The sequence below is a fragment of the Desulforhopalus glucosivorans genome (assembly GCF_054397165.1).
Map to the genome: position 1 here is coordinate 3,843,219 of NZ_AP044854.1, position 17,649 is coordinate 3,860,867.

The window sequence follows — 17,649 nt, forward strand, 5'->3', positions numbered from 1 at the left end:
CAGTCCTCAAGTGTATTAATCCAAAGTCTTTTCAAAGAGAGGATAATAATATCGTTTTGAAAACACCCTTATCGGATTTTCCTCTTTTATCCGTTCACTGACTATGTAGCTAATGATCAGATTGTCGCTTTTTATCCGGATCTCTAGTATGGTCATCCCCCCCCATTTATCCTCACTCAAATCATGTATTTTATATTTTTTGACCATTTCTTCGATCAGCAGCTTTATCTCGATTTTTTCATGATATTCACGACCATCTGTAAATTTAAGGTCAAGAGTTAAATCATAAAACGACTGATGTCCTGTATATCCACTTATGTACCGAGCCTTACTACCCTCGGGCCCATAAATATATGTGCCGGAGTCCAATACACCCCTGTCTATGTGGAAGTTTATTGAATAATCAGATAAATTCGGATTTCCAGGCACCGAATAATTATTGTAATCACTGTTTGCACAGCCGGATGTGGTCATCATTATAAGTACCCCCAATAATGGTAGCAGCCGTTTCAAAAAACATCGAATGTTAAAGGGCGACGGGATTGTTTGTTTCATTCTGATTTTCGACATGTATATCGCCTATGCAGATAGTATTAAGGTTTGAGATGCATATTCATCCGGTACAAAAGCCAATCCGCCCGCCGGGAACTTCCTATCACTGCGGGGGGATGAGGACAAAGCTTGTTATTCTGACTTGATTTAATCAGCATATTTAATAATTCCAGTTGTGAGAACATCGAGCTGTCTTTGAGCAACATCATGAAATGATTCACCTTCTTTCACAACTGAACTTCTAAGAAGAAGTACTGTGAACTCATAAAAATAGTCTCCAACAACAAAAAACCTTGATATTCCAAGTGACTTCATTTCTGACGAACGATCAGTATGAACACGATACGGAAAATAGTCTGAGAACAATCGATTCTTAATTTCTCTTTCTAAGATCTCCCCATGTTTTCCTTGATACGATTTATACAGAATTCCCTGTTTTTCTAAAGCTTGCTCTTCCTGCTCACTTTGAGGTTTAAAACGACGTAGGACGGAAGCTGCATCTTTCGGTCGATCTTCACGTAGTCTTGTCACAACAAGAGCTGCAACACCAGAACCTTTCTGGGGAATAAATAGTACATGGCTTGTAATAGGAGTACCATCCGGTCGTTTTGAGACTAATGCCTGGTGTACACTAATTTTATAAGATCCAAATACCAAAGGTACGGCTAATTCATATCCGTGATACGGAGACTTATATATCCCACTAATGACTATATTTTTGAAGTCTTTGATGGGCGAAGACATATAGGGAGGTTTATTCTTCCCTTCAGGACTGCCTATAAATTGATCTTCTCTGACTTGTACTATCTCAATGGTATTCTCTGAGTAATGTACTTGCTCTTGCTGTGTTTCAATTTGCGGTGTTGAACATGCAACTAGAAAAAGTGACACTACAAAGACAAATTGTAATTGATATCTGTGCATAAGTGGCCTTTTTGAGGAGTAATTGATGTTAGCGGTCATCTCTACAAAGCACCCTTCTTCTCAGGTGTCTGGTCAACAATCTTCTGTTGCATGTCCTGTTTATAGAGAGTGTGGTACCTACCATATGGAAGAGCGCCCATTGCCCGGTGGGTTGCCGTTCGCGCATGACGGACATAGTCTGCTGAAGCGGTCTGGGCAGCAGTAACCACCGCCTGTATGATAAGTCCAGCCAAACCACCGCCACCATTATTTCCGCCACTCAAATCAACAACAACTTTGCCGTTATAACTCCACAGGGTGTTAGATGTCTGGGTTGATTTGATTACACAGTCAATGGAAACAGTGAGGGTAGAGGCGATAACAACATAGCTGAGATCCCATTCTTTAATGGTGGTGAAGAGTACTGCGTCGGCACCAAAGTAGTCGTAAAATTTGTTTAGAGGGATATCACGGAGGAGTTCACTGTCGTAAATGCCTTCCTGCTTTAATATTTCTGAGGTTAATTCATAAGGAAATACATAATAGCCATGGAGCAATAAAGGAATGGGAATAGTTGTGCTATAGTAGTCCTTTGCCTCTGCATCTGTTGATTCGTTGATGGGCGGCAGTATGAGGATTGATGCGGGATCTTCCTCATACATCTGTGGGAATTCGGCAAGCTTTGTGGTTTGTTGAACCACGCAGCCAGAGAGTATCATCCCGAGAAGGAGTACTAACCCTGTACAGAGAAGACTGTTAATTCTGGGCATTGGTTTCTCCTTTTTCAGCTGTTTCTTCTACTTCTTCACTCATTTCTCCGATCTGTGCTTCGACCTTTTGAATCATTCTGTCCATGAATATTGTGGCTTCCGGGTAGAGTTGCTTTTCCCTGTTAAAATAGGCGATGGCCTGGTCCGGTTTATTTTCCAGAAGATTCAGGTAGCCGATGTTGGCAAAGGTTCCCGGCGCTATATTGATACCGCTGAGTTCGGAGTGTTTGATGACATCTTCCAGAGACTGTTTCATCTGCATAAAGGATTCATCGGTGGGTTCTTTTTTATGGGCATAGAGCGCTTGTGAACTATCACCAAAATAGTACATTGGTTGTTTTCTTGCAGCACAACCTGTAAACAGGAAGGCTATTGCAATGAGCAGTAATATATTTTTCATTAATTCCATTCCGTTAGGTTCCTGTGAGCGTTAGGGTATCTGAATTTCTCTTGAAATCCCTTCACTCACATAGATTTTTCGATTGACCACTGTTGCACCATTTTTCTTAACCTCGATTTGGCGCTGACCTGGTTCGATCTGAAAAAGATCGTCCACTGTCACCTCATCTCCCAGTACAAAGGATGTACCATCGACAATGATCTCAGCGCCTGGTGTGTTGCCGGTGAAGTAGAGATAGGCTTTTTGCTCTTCAATCTTAACCCCTTCTTTATAGCCACAACCTGCTGTGAGTAAGAGGCAGAAAATGCTGAGAAAAGTGAAAATTGTTGTAATTATTTTTTTCATGGCTGGCCTTACTGTTGAGTTTGAATATAGAGATTTTGAAATTTGCCAGAAGCAATATACTTACTGAGGTCACCCTCTATCACATCACAGAGTGAGATCTCAGTTTCAGGGGTGTCCCCAACAACGGAAGCAACAGTCAGGGTTGCTATTTTATTACCTGGCAGCTCAATCATCATATTTGTTTGTGGATTTTTCACCATCTTGCCACGGGCGAGCACCGAGAAGGTATCTTGAGGCTGAATATTTTGAGACTTGCCACCAGAGATAATAAGTTGGCCATCCTGCTCTGCGAGAATGTAGGCTCTCCACGGCTTGTCCAACATGTTTTCGATGATATTGGAGGCAAGGTCTGCGATTGCTGCTTCAATGACCTTGTCGTTTAAGGTCGAATCGTATCCCGCCTTATCTCCAACCCCGAATACTGTTCCAGCTTCTGAGTATGCAGTACCCCGGCCTTCATCTGAGTAAATGATCTTACCTGTTTGAACGTCGACAATTCTTATATGCACCTTGGCAAAGGCTTCCTGTTTTTTAACCCGGCTAAAAACCCCGACTTCGCTCACATTTTTGCGGCCAAATTCGGTTATCGATCCGAGGACCAGGTAGTCGGCGGCAACGGAAAGTTTTGGTGCCTGACCGGATATCTCAAGCTCTTTTTCTATCTTGGCGATGTCTGCTCTTTCCAACATGAGGAATTTTCCTGTTTCAAAGAGCTTGGCAGAGAGGATATCCATTGCCTGTTTGCCGATTTTGTCATTGTTTTTATCGATGAAAAAACTCTGACCATATTTCGTTTCATTGCTAAAGCGGGCAATAGCAACTTTTCGCTTTAATGATTTTGAGTCTTCAGCTACGGCAAGTGTCGGGCTTACTTTTGGTGTCGTTGTTGGAGTCTGATGCACTGTTTGCTCCGTCATCGTGGCGCATCCCGAAAACGAGAGTGTCAAGAATGTAATTGTCGATACAGCGAGTAGTTGTCTCATAGTATGTTCTCTTGTGGTTTGTTAATAATGTTTGGAGTTTAGCGGCCGCCTAAACGATGTTGTGGGCATTTTTTATTCAATTTAAGCGTTTCAAGTGACGGAATTGAGTAGAGGCATTAACAGTATTGCCTTTCGCTTTCCGTAAATAAGCCAATAAATCTCCTTTATTAAAATCTGTATCGTTAGCGGAGAAAGAGGTCTTTGCTATGTATACATCCCACTCCTCAATATGATTTCCAACGTCTGTTCTTGTGACGATAACCCGACCATTGCGAAGTAAAGACCAATCAGATACACGAGGATTCTTCCTTGACTCATCCAGGTCTGACACTTTTTGGAATGGGCATTTTTGTTTTCCTGCAAAAATAGCATTTCTTAGTTCTCCATTGGAGTAATAACCTACGGCCTCGCATGTTACAGGTAGAGAACCAGCTGGAGATTTTTGGCTAGATGCTGGACCGAATCGTAATTTTTGAGAACTCTCGGGAAACAACCAGACACCTTCAATATCTTCGGATGTCGCCGGGGCTAATTCGGCTCTGTTTGGCGAGAATGGGCAAGGATAAAGTGTCCAGATAGCAGTCGCTACTATTTGAGGATTTGCATCTTCGAGTAAATTATTGCTTTCCAAATAGCGATAAACATTGGTACCCATAGACTGAGTTGATACACTTGGATCGGAGCACAGGGTTATCCCTTGATGACGTTGGAACATATTTTGGATAAATGAGCTGAGTGAATCTGACTGCTCTTCCGCACATACCGTTTGTACGTTCAGAGTAATGCAAAAAAGCAAGACAAGAGATATTACAAACATTGATTTCATAATAATTCCGTATAATAAATTCATAACTTACGACGAATCATCGCACTAAATAGCTTCTGTTAATATTGCTACCCCAACAACCTGTCTGAATTTCTCAAGTAAGGTCATATATTCATAACGAGTTGTATTGTATTCACCGAGTGAACTGAAGTATTCCCGCTGGGCATTAAGTACATCGAGAAGGACTTTGGCTCCTTCATCGTACGAGTCCTGGGTGGACTCCATTGCCAGTTTATTGGCACTCACTGCAAGTTTGTAGGCGTCGATGAGATTTTTTGTATTTTGGATGCTATCCCAAAGAGAAGCAACCGACCGATTCACGGCCCTGTCGCTGCTTTCAACCTGTTCTTTTGCAGCCTTGGCCCGCTTAGAGGCGGCAATGGTAGCAGCTGTATCCTGACCACCAGCAAGAAGGTTCATTTCAAGGCGCACCCCTACTTCAGTCTCTCTTCTCTCTTCGCCGTATCCGAACACGCCATTATCAGGATCGTTTTCTGTGTAATTTGCAAAAAAGACCAGTGCTGGGAGAAATCTACTCTTAGCTGCATGATAGGTGAATTGAGCTACTTTAGACTGCAATCGTTGCAGGCCAAGGTCGCTGTTGTTGCTACGGGCAATGTCGTGCCACTCATGCAAGGTGAGGTGAAGTTCAGGTATCTTAAATGTTACAGGCAGGTCTTCAATCTCTTCTGTGAGCTCTCTATTAATAATTTCTTCAAGCGCTTTTCGGGCGTTTTCAAGCTCTGTTTTTTGAGAGATTTCATTTGCTATTGATAATCTGTATCGCGCTTCAGCATTATACTGGTCGGTGATTGTGCCAAAGCCTAGTTCGAGCTTTTCTTTGGTTGTATCCAGCTGATCAAGAAGCGCTTTACTTTCTCTCTTGGCAAGCGCAAGATTCTGCCTGTTTGACAGGACGGTATAGTAGCGCTCGTGAACCCGGAGTAGCAAGTCCTCAGTGGCTTTTTTCTGTTCAAGCTTTGCCATATCAATCTCTGTCATTCCCCTCAGGGCAACGGAGGCTTTTTCCAGATCGATAATTGGTTGTTTTAGCTCAATAGAGAGTTCTTGCTCGTAATAGTTGGCTACACGATCTTCTAACTCTGCTGGTTCATCGGGATAAAGAGCTTCTCGATTTTTCATATACTCCCCATAGCCCGTGACAACTGGACCGTAGCCCGCAACAGCCTGCCAGCCGTCTGCATTACGTGCCTGGGCAGTATACTTTTCGGCCCGGAGTCGGGCGTCGTTTTCTAGGGCGAGCTGTACAACTTCATCAAGTGACATAGCTCCTAAACTTGTAGGCACGGTTAAGGCAAGAAGTAGCATGAACCATATTGTTGATATTGCAGCAGAAACGATCTGTTTCATATTATTGCACTGTGGATGAGCTGGAATCAGGCGAGCTTTCACTGTCAGTATCTATGGGTTTAAGAACTCGCGCTTTGATGCCACCTGTTTTGGGATCAGGGGCAATCATTTTAAGAGTTTGCCCTGGAAATTCATTTTTTTGGATATCGCGCAACATGTTTTCAACCCCACCAAATGGGGCGACAATATCTATGATCCAAAGGTTTTCACCAGACTTCCAGTCTTCTGGGCGTAATTTACCACCATTATGAAAGAGCCTTTTTTCTGCATCTTCATCCAAAAAAGCCCAGCTGATAAAAGAGATTGGATACTCCTTTTTCATATAGAGTTTACATTGTCCTCCCACCAGTGGTGGCAGTAGAAGCCACTCTAGATCACTGATAAATTGAAAACGCCTATGGGATGACTGCATGTACAGCATTATGACCGGACCCATTGCCGGTAGTCGTTTCAATACTTTTAACGACTGGGCATGTACATGTTCTTGTATCGCCTCGTTGTCTTCCGCTTCACTGGTTCTCATATCGCTGTTATTCTGACTTTCGCTTGTCATTCTTAAATCTCCCGTAAACTTTTATCTTTATAGCGAAACAGTGGGCCGAGAAAATATTGTATAACCCTTCTCTGGCCAACTTTTATATCCGCTGTTACCGTCATCCCCGGAGAAAGGACACCCTGCCTGCCATTGACAATGTTTGGCAGGGTGTAATCGCTCACAGCTACTCGAATGGGAAAGCTTGGTCCCAATTCCTTATCTATAACTGCATCCCGTGCAACCCATTCAATGGTGCCTTTAAGATCCCCATATCTTGTAAAAGGGTAGGCAGTGACTTTTACTGAGACCTCCTGATCTTCAACAATAAACCCGATATCCTTGTTGAGTATTTTTGCTTCTACCTCTAAGCCACTATCTGTTGGGACAATAACCAAAAGTGGCTGGGCAGCCGTCACCACGCCTCCTACAGTGTTAATTGCCAACTGTTGAACTATTCCGTCTGCGGGAGCCTTCAGTTGAAAATGTGTGTGTTTGTTTGTTGCTTTGAGTTGTTCGTTTCTAAGATTTTCCCACGTATTTTTTTCTTTTGACAGTTGGTCAAGAATGTCCCGCCTATATTCTGTTTTGGCGAGCCCCTTTTCTTCTTTAGCACGTTCGAGCCTTGCCACTACTTCCTGGAGCCTGCTTTTTGCAGACTGCAGATTATGTTGTGCATCACCCAACTCTATTTTTGCCTGTAGGAGTTCTGCACCAGGGATGAGTTTACGTTCTGCGAGGGTGGTTTTTTTGTCGTAGATTTCTTGAGACAGGGGCAATGACTGGGTAAGGCGAGTTACATTTGATTGCAATGCTTCACGCTCAGCAGTACAGCGGCGGATTTCCAAATCTAAAGTGGCAACGCGTTCGGCGTGTACAATAAGCGAGTGGGCGAGAAGACGCTCATGAAGGCTTATAGTTTGAGGATCGGCATGTGCTGTTGGGGTGAACAGTGTTGGATCTTCGCTGAGCTGCGCTTTGAGACGGAGGAGCGTCAATTCCGATTTGGACAGTTCATTATCGATTGTGCTGATATCGTTTGAGCTATCTGTATTATCCATGGATATGAGGAGGTCCCCTGCCTTTACCATTTGTCCGTCCCGGACGTGTATGGCCTTAACAATGCCGGGCTCCAGGGGTTGAACTACTTTTACTTTACCCTTTGGGATAACAACTCCCATACCATTGACAACGATATCCATCTTCGCATACCAGGACCAACCTATTACAAAGGCGGCAAATACCACAATAAAAATGAGCATGGCCTGGGAAAAGGGAGCCGGCGGTCGGTCAAGCACTTCAAGTGTTGCGGGCATAAATTCAAAGTCTCTGCGCAGGTCTACCACTGTTGGCTTTTTCTTTGATTCTGTTTGCTTATTCGACTCTGAATCACTGTGCTGTGTATTAGACATAGATGCCCTCATGAATTTTGTGCAAGGTTGCGTAACGACCATTCCTTGACAAGAGGACATCTGGTTTGTCATTTTCGACAAGACATCCTTTCTCTAAAGAGATTATCCTGTCTGCATGACGAACAGTCGACAACCTGTGGGCAATTATGAAAACGGTACGACCTTCACAGATTTTCTTCATGTTCTTCTGGATTAAGAGCTCTGATTCGTAATCAAGAGAACTCGTGGCTTCATCAAAGATCAACATACGTGGGTTTGTTGCCAGAGCTCGGGCAATGGCAAGTCTCTGCCGTTGACCTGTGGAGAGTTGAACTCCTCTTTCTCCCACCGTCGTATCGTATCCCATTTGCAGTTCTAAGATAAAAGAGTGTGCTCCCGCGAGTTTTGCAGCTTCTATAACCGCCTCAATTTCTAAATCTGGAGCATTGAGGGTGATATTATCCCGGATGGAGCTATTGAAAAGAACTCCATCCTGAACCACCACACCAATTTGGCGGCGCAACCACGATGCATCTGCCATGGATAGATCGACACCATCAATGAGCACCCTGCCTTTTTCGGGTACATAGAGACGCTGGAGTAGTTTTGCAAGTGTAGTCTTGCCGGACCCGGTACTGCCAACTATTCCGACGACCTCTCCAGATTGAACTGAAAAGGAAACGTCACTGAGTACTTCGAGGCCATCAGGTTTGTACCGAAAGGAAACCCGGTCAAAGGTCACGTTACCTTCAATGGGTGGCAGGCTCACTCTATTTGGGTCAAAACCTTGCTCGCCGGGGCAGTTGAAAATATCTCCTATTCTTGCAATCGAAATGTTGGCCTGTTCAAATTCTTTCCACACCTGTGAAAGTCTGATTATAGGCGCGATGGCTCGAGATGAGAGCATATTGAAAGCAATGAGCTGCCCAACAGTCAGGTTTCCACTCAATACTTCTTTCGCACCAAACCAGAGGAGGAGTACACTGAGGACTTTACTGATAACGGTTGTGCTCTGATTGATCAAATTTGCAAGGTGCCCACTTTTAAAACCGTTTTTGACATGGCTTGCAAGCTTGTTTTCCCAGTTTTCACGGACACGTGGTTCCGCAGCAATGGCTTTAATTGTCTCTATGCCGCCAATGGTTTCCACAAGAAAAGACTGGTTGTTTGCATTGGTCGTATACTTGTCTTCAAGACTATCGCGCAGGAAAGGCGTTATAATGAAAGAGGCGCAGAAGATAAATGGGAGTGCGACAAGTACGATTGTAGTGAGAAAGGGGCTAAACAGATACATTACCCCTATAAAAACGACAAGGAAAAATAGGTCGAGGAAAAGCATAATGCCTGATCCGGTAATAAATTGCCGAACACTCTCCAGTTCCCGCATCCTCGCAATGGTATCGCCAACCTGCCGGGTCTCAAAATAACTGAGCGGTAATTTCATGAGATGCTTGAAGAGTTCAACACCAAGCATCAAATCTATTCTATTGGCGGTGTGGGATAGTAGATAGGCTCGTAGCGCATTAAGAATTATCTCGAACAACGAGACCATCGCCAAAGCAAAAACAAGAACATCCAGAGTGGAGAGGCTGTTGTTGCTTAAAACCTTATCTATAACGATCATGAAGACAAGTGGAGACACCAAGGCAAAGATCTGAACGAACAACGATGCAAGTATACAGTCTCTCAGAATATTCCAATATTTTGCAGCTGCTGCCAAAAACCACTTAAAGCCGAACTCTTTTTGTATCCCCTCTTGGGCTACATTCTTTTTGACCACCAGAATCTTACCCGATATTTTTGCTTGGAACTCGTCTACAGGTTGCCAGGTTGCTCTCTCATCTGATTGTTTTTGGACGAGCACTTGCTGTTGCGAACTATCATATTTCGCGACCACAACAAATTCACCTGATTGAAGCTGAGCCACCAGAGGGTAAAAGGCTGGTTTAAATTGACTGAGTTTCTTATCAACTATTTTAGCACTAACATTGATTTCCTTGAAAACACGTGCAAGCTCAATAGAAGTTATTGATTCTTTTGAACTGTTGAAATTATGTTGCAGCTGCTCATTGTTTATTGGAAAGCCACTTAGTCTAGAGATTATTGCCACACAGAACAGGCCACTTTGGAGATTAGACTCTTTGTTGCTCATGATTTTAATTGCATAGTGTAAAAGTTTTCAGTCATTAGAATCTGGTTTTTCACGAACCTAATTACACACCTGTAACTCGCGCAACCCATATAACCTATGTAAGCTTACAAAACTCTTACATTTTTTTTAAAGGTGAAGATGATGGGTAATATGAAAAGAGGAGAATTAAGTGTGCCAAAACTCAAAGCATGTCAACTGCTTTTGTTATTCAGGCAAAGAATAACCTATACTGACAACCCAATATAGCCTAGCATTTAAAAGAGTAATTTGAACAAAACGATAATAGTGGGAGGAAAGTGACACTCTGAGAAGACACTTTTACTGAAAGCTCATGTTAGAGATGTTCTGGATGAGAACAATGGTGATATCTGAAAACAGCTGAACAATCTGTAGAAAAATAGTAAAAAAATAGCGTTTCGGACTGTCGCAAAATCCGAAACGCTACAGAGGCAGGCTACCCCAGTTTTCACCTGCCAAACCAGATCAACAAGAAAACTCCTCAGAGTTTCTGGAATGAGGTACTAAAAACCAAGTTTTCTTGTAATTTTTGTTTTCACCGTCTGAACAACAAAAGGCGTCAGCCTTTTCTTCTCCTTTAAGATCTGCTTCATCAAATCTTTTTTCTTTTCTGGAATCTCTGGACGCTCAACTGCGCGAAGAGAAAGGGACTGCGTTGGACAAGCGCTAATACATGCCCCACAACCAAGGCAGTTTTCTTCCATCACCCGCATCTGCTTTTTGGTCTTCTTACCTTCTACATCTATAAGTTCAAGGGCAATTACATTACACGCCTTTTTGCACAGCCCACAGCCGATACAGGTCTCTTCATTGATTTCAAGAGTGTAATTTGTTTTCGCAACTCCCTGTGGGAATCCCTGCTGCACACCACCAAGGAGTTCGCAACAGCAGGAGCAGCAGTTGCAGATAAATGACGGCTTATGACGAATATTATCGGTTATATGGGTGAGGTTTAAATCCCTTGCTCCTTCTAATATTTTTAACAGTTCATCTGTACTACGTTTTTCTGCAAAACCCCTTCGCACCATAAATTTTGCTGCGGTTCCAAGGGATATACATATTTCTTTTGTCGGAGCGTCCTTGTCACAGGTTTGATTTAAGTGTTCTTTTTTATGGCGACAATAGCACATGCCGATTGCGCCATATCCTGCTTTTTTGATAATTTCCCGGGCACTCTCATAGGTTGCAACCTGGGAGGATACAGGGATATGCTCCTCATAGGTAAGCGACCGTGTCAGAGGGGTTTTCGAGTGAAAAAACTCTTTACCCATCTTCATATCCGGATCGCCCATGAGATACTCTTCCATCAATTCAGCAAGCTCTGCCATGGGCAGGTCCTGCCGCTGCTTCATAAACGTCAGCTCAAAAAAGCCAATGAGGCCAGGCATAAGAAGATAGTAGACTTTACCGCCGTACTTCGACTCAAAAACGAGTCCCTTATCCGCCATAATATCCAGCTGGGCTTCAAGTTTGTCCGACTCCCAGCCGGTTGAACGAATAAGCTCTTTTAAGGTCGCTTCTGTGAGGGGAAACCGAGAAGCTATGTATGCCTCATCTTCTGTAAACACAATCTCAAGAATACGTCGCAATGTCTCACTATCAGGCAACCCTATGGGGTATTTATTTAAGCGATCAATGAGCGGTACAATACTACTTTTTCCATCTAAGTGATGACCCATTACAACTCCTTATCCACTACTTATTCATTATGTATGTGTCTCTGTGCCCATACACCTTCTGACAGACCCGTTCAAAACCTTCGTTATCATTAACAGGTTTTTTGATCATTTTGTTGTAAAACTTCTCCTGATCAGAGGTGTTTTCCTGGTTAAGAATCATCTGCAGGGCATAGCCACTGTAATCTTTAATAAGAAGAGAGAAAATCTGTTCAACAACGTCCACATCCGTCTCGTATATTTTTGCATTTTCTAAAATAAGCTGAGCGTAGACGATGAGGGTAAAAAGCTCTCCGGCACCAAGCATGTAATCAATGTTTTTACCTTGTTCCTCGGTTGGAGGTGCACCTATAAGCAGTTCACGAAACAGCTGAACCTGGGTAAAGAACACATTGATATTAGGACTGTCCCAGCCCTCATAGGCCAGGGTGTATTCAGGAAAACAGATGGTCGCAAGCTTTCCGGTTTTCTGCCTGAAAAGATAGTCATCATCCCCTGCTTGATTCATCTGACCAACCACAGGATAATCAATTGGCGCGAAAAAGTAGTTCTTCACAAACTTGATGATAAGAGCCATATTCACATGCTCGGTACCCTCAAGCTTTGGCAGCATTCCGATATCACGAAGAGCCATCTCAAAGTAGGTGTCCTGCTCGTATCCTTTTGCGGCGATAACCTCATGGAGGAGATGTACCACCTTCTCGCCCTGGCCTGTCACCTTCATCTTCACCACAGGATTAAAGAGCAGGTATCTCCTGTCTTCATCTGAGGATGCACGCATATAGTCTGCGGCCCTGAAAGCAAAGAGTTTTGCGGCAATTAGACGCGCGTAGCTTTCACAAAACAGTTTTTTCACATGGGGGAAGTCAGTCACATAACGACCGTAGAGATTGCGAGCAGAAGCGTGGTTAAGCGCCTCATAGAAACAGTGACTTGCAATACCGATGGATGCACAACCAAGTTCAAACTTACCTACGTTGATTGTATTAAGAGAAGAATTCCAGGCATGCTCTCCTTTCGAGAGAATATCCTTTTCTTCTATGGGGTAATCGTGAAGAGCATATTCAGCCACATAGGCTTGACGCACCCCGGAGGTATCAATTTTCTTGACGCACTCGTACTTTTCATGCTCCGGATCAACCACAAAAAACACATATTCGCCCGTTGATTCCATCTTGGCAAAGGTGGAGACAAGGCTTGCGCAGTTACCATTTCCAATATAATACTTTGATCCTTTTGCAAGATAGGCTCCTTTGCCATCATCTTTTAAGATCATCTCGGACGAATAGAGATCAGCCCCGTGGGTTTTCTCTGAGAGACCAAAGGCAAAGATACCGCCATCTTCTAAAAAGCGTGCAGTCTTCTCTTTAACCTCCTCGTTGGTCCCCATCCAAATGGGGCCAAGCCCAAGGATTGTTACCTGCCAGGCGTACCAGTAGCAGAGTCCATAAAAGCCCAGGATCTCATTGAACTCGCTGATACGATACATATCCCAGCGGCCACCGATACCACTGTATTTTGCAGGAGTAAGGAAATGGGCAAAGACCTGTTCTTTCTTTATAAAATCAAGAAAATCATCATACCAGACCACAGCCTGATCATCCTCTTTGATCTTACCCAGACCTTTTTTTTCAAAGAACTCAATGGTTTTACGGGCAAGTTCTTCTGACTTAGGATCAGCATGAACACGATCATATTTTTGCGGATTAATAAGTTCCACTGTTGCTCCTGTTTTCAATAGAGATGAAAAACCCTGAATCAGTGCAACACGAACCCTCTACGTCAATATTGCGGCCACATACAGGTCAGAAACCTCTGGCCATAATCCAGATTCGTGCAATGCATTCTCCAACCGTTCGGGATCTTCCAGTAAATCCATCATAAAGACAATCTCAGAGGCCTTGAGGTAGATATGAAAAACATCCTTCATCCTCCCCTTCAAGAGCTTGTCTATCAGCTGCATGATATTTTCTTCGCCAAGGTACTGATGTAGCTGCGCCACCCTTACCAGTAGTTTTTCCAGATAAAATATCTGCGTTTCCTTTATCCCAGCAATAGTGTAGCGATGCCCTGGCAATACAGTCTTTCCACCCAGTGCTGATAATTTGACAATGGTCTCACAATAGGCTCCATAATTATCAAACCGCTCGCCGGTTTTTAGATCCACATCAAGCAGCGGAGACTGGAATATTCCCTTTAAGAGGGTATCTCCGCTAATTACATACGCCCCTACCGTATAGACCAGATCAGACTGGGAATGCCCCGGGCAGGTAAGAACCTCAACTCCTAAACGTTTTGGTATATCTTTTTCGGCAATCTTATAGTCCTCCGGAAAAGGTGGTAAGATTGCCCCAGTGTTAAATATCTTCTGTAACTCTTCAAGGTAGGCAGTATCAAACCCCAGGTCTGATAGAATTTGATACATGCCATGCACACGCTTATCGTGCAGCGACGCCTTAAGACTGTCCCTAAACGGGAGATAAATCTCTGCATCACACCGATCCTCAAGCCACCGTGCCTGACCATAATGATCAATATGGCAATGGGTGACTATGACATGACGAAGTTTATCCAGGTCAATATGTTCTTCAAGATACGCAGCGCCCTCATCTGTGGGCGGCCCGGTGTCAAAGAGTACAAGTTCTCCGTCAATGGTTGCACTGTAACAGTGAACCGGGCCAACCATATAAGGGGTGTCAATCGTGTGCTGCGTAAAATCGACCATACTGATCCGTGGAAATAAAAATTAAACTTCAGGATCAGAAGAGATATTTCTCCTCTTCACAGGCAGCAGCAGCGAGTGCTCGCTTGGCAGCCAACAGACCTGAAGCATCATATTTAGTGAAACGCCTTACACCCGATAAAATCATGGTGAGGGTATCACCTTCTTCTATATAGAAAGCACCCTTTCTTGCAGCTGTTGCGGTAGTTTCAGCTGCCTCAAAGGCAAATATTTTAACTGCGGCCTTCAGCAGTTCCTGCTTACGTTCACTTGAGCCTGCAATTATTTTCTCTGTCCTGAGAACAGTACTTTCAAGGGCAAATATCTGGATGGCGATATCAGCTGCTGCCATCAGAATTTCCTGCTCATTGGCAATCTTATCCATAAACTTCTGAACGCCCGCGCCTGCAAGAATCAGGAAGAGGGTTTTCAGGTTTTTAATAAGTTCTTTCTCATGAACAAAAAGTACAGACTCGTCAAGCTCTTCAAAACTTGGGGTCATGAGTGCCTCAAAGGCCTTCATGGCTTCAGCCTGCAGAGGCATCTCACCCTTCATGGCCTTTCTGAGAATCATACCGGGGATAAGAAGTCTGTTGATCTCGTTTGTTCCTTCCCAGATACGATTGATCCTTTCGTTACGGTAGTAACCTTCCACAGGATATTCACTTAAGAAACCATATCCACCGTGAATCTGCACGACTTCATCAACAGTTTCTGCAAGAACTTCACTACAGAAAACCTTCGCAATACCGCACTCTGGAGCGTATTCCTCGATAGCCTTGAGATACTGCTCATAGTAGTTATCAACACCCTTATCGATGGTGGCGATCTTGTCATCAAGCATCCCTGCAAATCTATACACAAGGGATTCAGAGGCGTAGATCTTGGCCATAAGATCTGCGATCTTTTCTGAAATTGCACCAAACTTACCGATGGGAGTATTAAACTGTTTACGTTCATTGGAATACTTAACACCGTCAATCAGTGCCATCTTGGCAGCACCAGTAACGCCTGCACCCAGCTTAAAGCGACCGATATTGAGAACATTAAAGGCAATCTTATGGCCTTTACCCTTCTCACCAAGAAGGTTTTCAACAGGGACCTTACAATTTTCAAGAATAATCTGGGTCGTTGAAGAACCTTTAATACCCATCTTTTTCTCTTCCGGCCCAACAACAAGACCTTCAAAGTCTCTTTCCACCAGAAAGGCGGTGAAGTGTTCTTTGTCTATCTTGGCAAACACTGTATAGAGCTGGGCAAAACCACCATTGGTGATAAACTGCTTGGTGCCGTTAAGAACATAGTGAGTGCCATCATCAGAAAGCACTGCCGTTGCCTGGGCACCCAGAGCGTCACTACCCGAACCTGGCTCGGTGAGACAATATGCAGCAATCCACTCCCCTGAAGTGACTTTCTCCAGATACTGTTCTTTCTGGGCATCGGTTCCAAAATAGATAAGCGGAAGAATACCAATACCAGTATGAGCTGTGTAGGTGACAGACCATGGACCAGCATAGGAGATCTTCTCTGCAACCAGCATGGAAGAGGCCTTATCCAGCTCAAGACCGCCAAATTCTTCCGGGGCATCCATCATCAGAAGACCCAGCTCACCACATTTCCGCATACCCTCAATAACCAGATCGAAATTCTTATTTTCAATCTCTTCAAGGTGGGGGTTGATTTCATTTTCAACAAACTGCTCGGTGGTTTCCCCTATCTGCCGCTGCTCATCTGTGAAATCTTCCGGTGTGAATACATCTTCACAAGGAGTCTCAGAAATCAGGTATTCTCCACCTTTGAGTATTTTTTCAGCCATTATATTTTCCTCGCAAAGTTAATATTTTTCAAAGACACCAGCAGCGCCCATTCCACCACCAATACACATGGATACCAGACCATACTTGGCCTTCCTACGTCCCATCTCATGGAGGAGAGTCGTGGTCAATTTAGCACCAGTGCAACCTAAGGGATGCCCGAGTGCAATGGCTCCGCCATTTACATTTATAATATCCGGGTTCAAACCCAGAGTTTTGATGACCGCAAGAGCCTGGGCTGCAAAGGCCTCGTTGAGTTCGATGAGATCAATTTCGTCCTGCGTGATACCTGCAAGTCTTAAGGCCTCAGGGATTGCTGCAATCGGGCCAATTCCCATAAGTTCTGGAGCGACGCCACGGGCTGAAAAAGCGAGAAAACGAGCAAAAGGATCCTTACTTATTTTTTTCAGGTAGTCCTCAGAAACAACCATGGCAACAGCCGCGCCATCGGTCAGCTGAGAGGAGTTACCAGCGGTCACCGGCCCGCCAACTTTAAACGCTGAGCGTACCTTGCCAAGACTCTCAACTGTAGAGCCTTCACGAACACCGTCATCTACCATTACCATTTCTTTGGTCTTTTGAATCTTACCGTTGACCAGTACATCCTTTTCAACCTCAACCGGGATGATCTCATCGCTAAAGGTGCCGTTTTTAATCGCGGCGGCAGCTTTAGCATTACTTGCGGCGGCAAAGGTATCCATGGCCAGACGATCAATACCGTACTTTTCTGCAACCAGTTCAGCGGTGATGCCCATGGAGGAGAAGGCTTCAGGCCAATCCACCATTAAATCAGGATTAGCGCTATATTTTAGACCACCAAGGGGAACACAGGTCATGGACTCAACACCACCTGCGATGATGCAGTCTGCAAAACCGCACATTACACGTTCTGCTGCGTTGGAAATGGTTTGCAGCCCGGAAGAACAAAAACGATTCATAGTCTGTCCCGGGACTTCTATGGGGAGCCCTGCCTTCATACCGGCCACGCGGCCAATATTCATTCCCTGCTCTGCCTCGGGAAAGGCGCATCCAAGATAGACATCATCCACTGTCATGGGATCAATCTCAGTTCTTTCAATAAGCCCTTTAATAGCTACTGCTGCCAGATCGTCTGGCCGCACATCCTTTAATTTTCCTTTATTAGCCCGGCAACCTGGAGTTCTATGGATAGCCAGTATGTATGCTTTTTTCATG

At 44.1% G+C, this 17,649-nt stretch carries 16 protein-coding genes; all 16 read right to left on the reverse strand.

Features of this window, described 5'->3' with window-relative positions; all coding sequences use genetic code 11:
• Window positions 1-15 precede the first annotated feature (15 nt).
• The 16 genes from ACX6CI_RS16615 to ACX6CI_RS16690 all read right to left on the reverse strand — a co-directional run bounded on the left by ACX6CI_RS16615 (window position 16) and on the right by ACX6CI_RS16690 (window position 17,648).
• Window positions 16-477: a hypothetical protein gene (locus ACX6CI_RS16615; protein ID WP_458774770.1), complete on the reverse strand. Its 462-nt coding sequence runs from the start codon at window positions 475-477 to the stop codon at window positions 16-18.
• 222 nt (window positions 478-699) lie between these two features.
• A complete protein-coding gene (locus ACX6CI_RS16620) occupies window positions 700-1,476 on the reverse strand; it encodes a hypothetical protein (RefSeq protein ID WP_458774771.1) in 777 nt (258 codons plus the stop codon).
• Between the two features lie 41 nt (window positions 1,477-1,517).
• The gene (locus ACX6CI_RS16625) at window positions 1,518-2,225 is read right to left on the reverse strand and encodes a GNA1162 family protein (protein ID WP_458774772.1); all 708 of its coding nucleotides are present in this window, start codon (window positions 2,223-2,225) and stop codon (window positions 1,518-1,520) included.
• Window positions 2,212-2,625: a DUF4810 domain-containing protein gene (locus tag ACX6CI_RS16630; RefSeq protein ID WP_458774773.1), complete on the reverse strand. Its 414-nt coding sequence runs from the start codon at window positions 2,623-2,625 to the stop codon at window positions 2,212-2,214. Before ACX6CI_RS16630 ends, ACX6CI_RS16625 begins: the two co-directional genes overlap by 14 nt.
• 30 nt (window positions 2,626-2,655) lie before the next feature.
• Complete coding sequence (locus ACX6CI_RS16635) at window positions 2,656-2,970, reverse strand: hypothetical protein (RefSeq protein ID WP_458774774.1); 315 nt, start codon at window positions 2,968-2,970, stop codon at window positions 2,656-2,658.
• A gap of 8 nt (window positions 2,971-2,978) precedes the next feature.
• On the reverse strand, window positions 2,979-3,953 hold the full coding sequence (locus tag ACX6CI_RS16640) for a CsgG/HfaB family protein (RefSeq protein WP_458774775.1): 975 nt from the start codon (window positions 3,951-3,953) through the stop codon (window positions 2,979-2,981).
• 76 nt (window positions 3,954-4,029) lie between these two features.
• Entirely contained in the window at window positions 4,030-4,779 is a 750-nt protein-coding gene (locus ACX6CI_RS16645; protein ID WP_458774776.1) for a hypothetical protein, read from the reverse strand.
• A 45-nt stretch (window positions 4,780-4,824) separates the two neighbouring features.
• Entirely contained in the window at window positions 4,825-6,150 is a 1,326-nt protein-coding gene (locus ACX6CI_RS16650) for a TolC family outer membrane protein (protein WP_458774777.1), read from the reverse strand.
• A gap of 1 nt (window position 6,151) precedes the next feature.
• Entirely contained in the window at window positions 6,152-6,703 is a 552-nt protein-coding gene (locus ACX6CI_RS16655) for a toxin-activating lysine-acyltransferase (RefSeq protein ID WP_458774778.1), read from the reverse strand.
• Between the two features lie 2 nt (window positions 6,704-6,705).
• Window positions 6,706-8,094 carry an HlyD family type I secretion periplasmic adaptor subunit gene (locus ACX6CI_RS16660; protein ID WP_458774779.1) on the reverse strand — a complete coding sequence of 463 codons (1,389 nt, stop codon included), beginning with the start codon at window positions 8,092-8,094 and terminating at the stop codon, window positions 6,706-6,708.
• Window positions 8,087-10,225, reverse strand: a complete 2,139-nt coding sequence (locus tag ACX6CI_RS16665; RefSeq protein WP_458774780.1) for a peptidase domain-containing ABC transporter — start codon at window positions 10,223-10,225, stop codon at window positions 8,087-8,089. Before ACX6CI_RS16665 ends, ACX6CI_RS16660 begins: the two co-directional genes overlap by 8 nt.
• Before the next feature lie 521 nt (window positions 10,226-10,746).
• On the reverse strand, window positions 10,747-11,922 hold the full coding sequence (locus tag ACX6CI_RS16670) for a 4Fe-4S dicluster-binding protein (RefSeq protein WP_458774781.1): 1,176 nt from the start codon (window positions 11,920-11,922) through the stop codon (window positions 10,747-10,749).
• 16 nt (window positions 11,923-11,938) lie between these two features.
• Window positions 11,939-13,639 carry an acyl-CoA dehydrogenase gene (locus ACX6CI_RS16675; RefSeq protein WP_458774782.1) on the reverse strand — a complete coding sequence of 567 codons (1,701 nt, stop codon included), beginning with the start codon at window positions 13,637-13,639 and terminating at the stop codon, window positions 11,939-11,941.
• 57 nt (window positions 13,640-13,696) lie between these two features.
• On the reverse strand, window positions 13,697-14,644 hold the full coding sequence (locus ACX6CI_RS16680) for an MBL fold metallo-hydrolase (protein WP_458774783.1): 948 nt from the start codon (window positions 14,642-14,644) through the stop codon (window positions 13,697-13,699).
• 34 nt (window positions 14,645-14,678) lie between these two features.
• Window positions 14,679-16,457: an acyl-CoA dehydrogenase family protein gene (locus ACX6CI_RS16685; RefSeq protein ID WP_458774784.1), complete on the reverse strand. Its 1,779-nt coding sequence runs from the start codon at window positions 16,455-16,457 to the stop codon at window positions 14,679-14,681.
• A gap of 18 nt (window positions 16,458-16,475) precedes the next feature.
• Entirely contained in the window at window positions 16,476-17,648 is a 1,173-nt protein-coding gene (locus tag ACX6CI_RS16690; RefSeq protein ID WP_458774785.1) for an acetyl-CoA C-acyltransferase, read from the reverse strand.
• Window position 17,649: the final 1 nt, after the last annotated feature.

Bases quoted from the DNA above. Each gene is read 5' to 3' on its own strand.
- ACX6CI_RS16625 (WP_458774772.1), bottom strand. From the start codon at position 2,225: ATGCCCAGAATTAACAGTCTTCTCTGTACAGGGTTAGTACTCCTTCTC.
- ACX6CI_RS16650 (WP_458774777.1), bottom strand. From the start codon at position 6,150: ATGAAACAGATCGTTTCTGCTGCAATATCAACAATATGGTTCATGCTA.
- ACX6CI_RS16645 (WP_458774776.1), bottom strand. From the start codon at position 4,779: ATGAAATCAATGTTTGTAATATCTCTTGTCTTGCTTTTTTGCATTACT.
- ACX6CI_RS16660 (WP_458774779.1), bottom strand. From the start codon at position 8,094: ATGTCTAATACACAGCACAGTGATTCAGAGTCGAATAAGCAAACAGAA.
- ACX6CI_RS16665 (WP_458774780.1), bottom strand. From the start codon at position 10,225: ATGAGCAACAAAGAGTCTAATCTCCAAAGTGGCCTGTTCTGTGTGGCA.
- ACX6CI_RS16655 (WP_458774778.1), bottom strand. From the start codon at position 6,703: ATGACAAGCGAAAGTCAGAATAACAGCGATATGAGAACCAGTGAAGCG.
- ACX6CI_RS16685 (WP_458774784.1), bottom strand. From the start codon at position 16,457: ATGGCTGAAAAAATACTCAAAGGTGGAGAATACCTGATTTCTGAGACT.
- ACX6CI_RS16640 (WP_458774775.1), bottom strand. From the start codon at position 3,953: ATGAGACAACTACTCGCTGTATCGACAATTACATTCTTGACACTCTCG.
- ACX6CI_RS16670 (WP_458774781.1), bottom strand. From the start codon at position 11,922: ATGGGTCATCACTTAGATGGAAAAAGTAGTATTGTACCGCTCATTGAT.
- ACX6CI_RS16680 (WP_458774783.1), bottom strand. From the start codon at position 14,644: ATGGTCGATTTTACGCAGCACACGATTGACACCCCTTATATGGTTGGC.
- ACX6CI_RS16630 (WP_458774773.1), bottom strand. From the start codon at position 2,625: ATGAAAAATATATTACTGCTCATTGCAATAGCCTTCCTGTTTACAGGT.
- ACX6CI_RS16615 (WP_458774770.1), bottom strand. From the start codon at position 477: ATGATGACCACATCCGGCTGTGCAAACAGTGATTACAATAATTATTCG.
- ACX6CI_RS16690 (WP_458774785.1), bottom strand. From the start codon at position 17,648: ATGAAAAAAGCATACATACTGGCTATCCATAGAACTCCAGGTTGCCGG.
- ACX6CI_RS16635 (WP_458774774.1), bottom strand. From the start codon at position 2,970: ATGAAAAAAATAATTACAACAATTTTCACTTTTCTCAGCATTTTCTGC.
- ACX6CI_RS16620 (WP_458774771.1), bottom strand. From the start codon at position 1,476: ATGCACAGATATCAATTACAATTTGTCTTTGTAGTGTCACTTTTTCTA.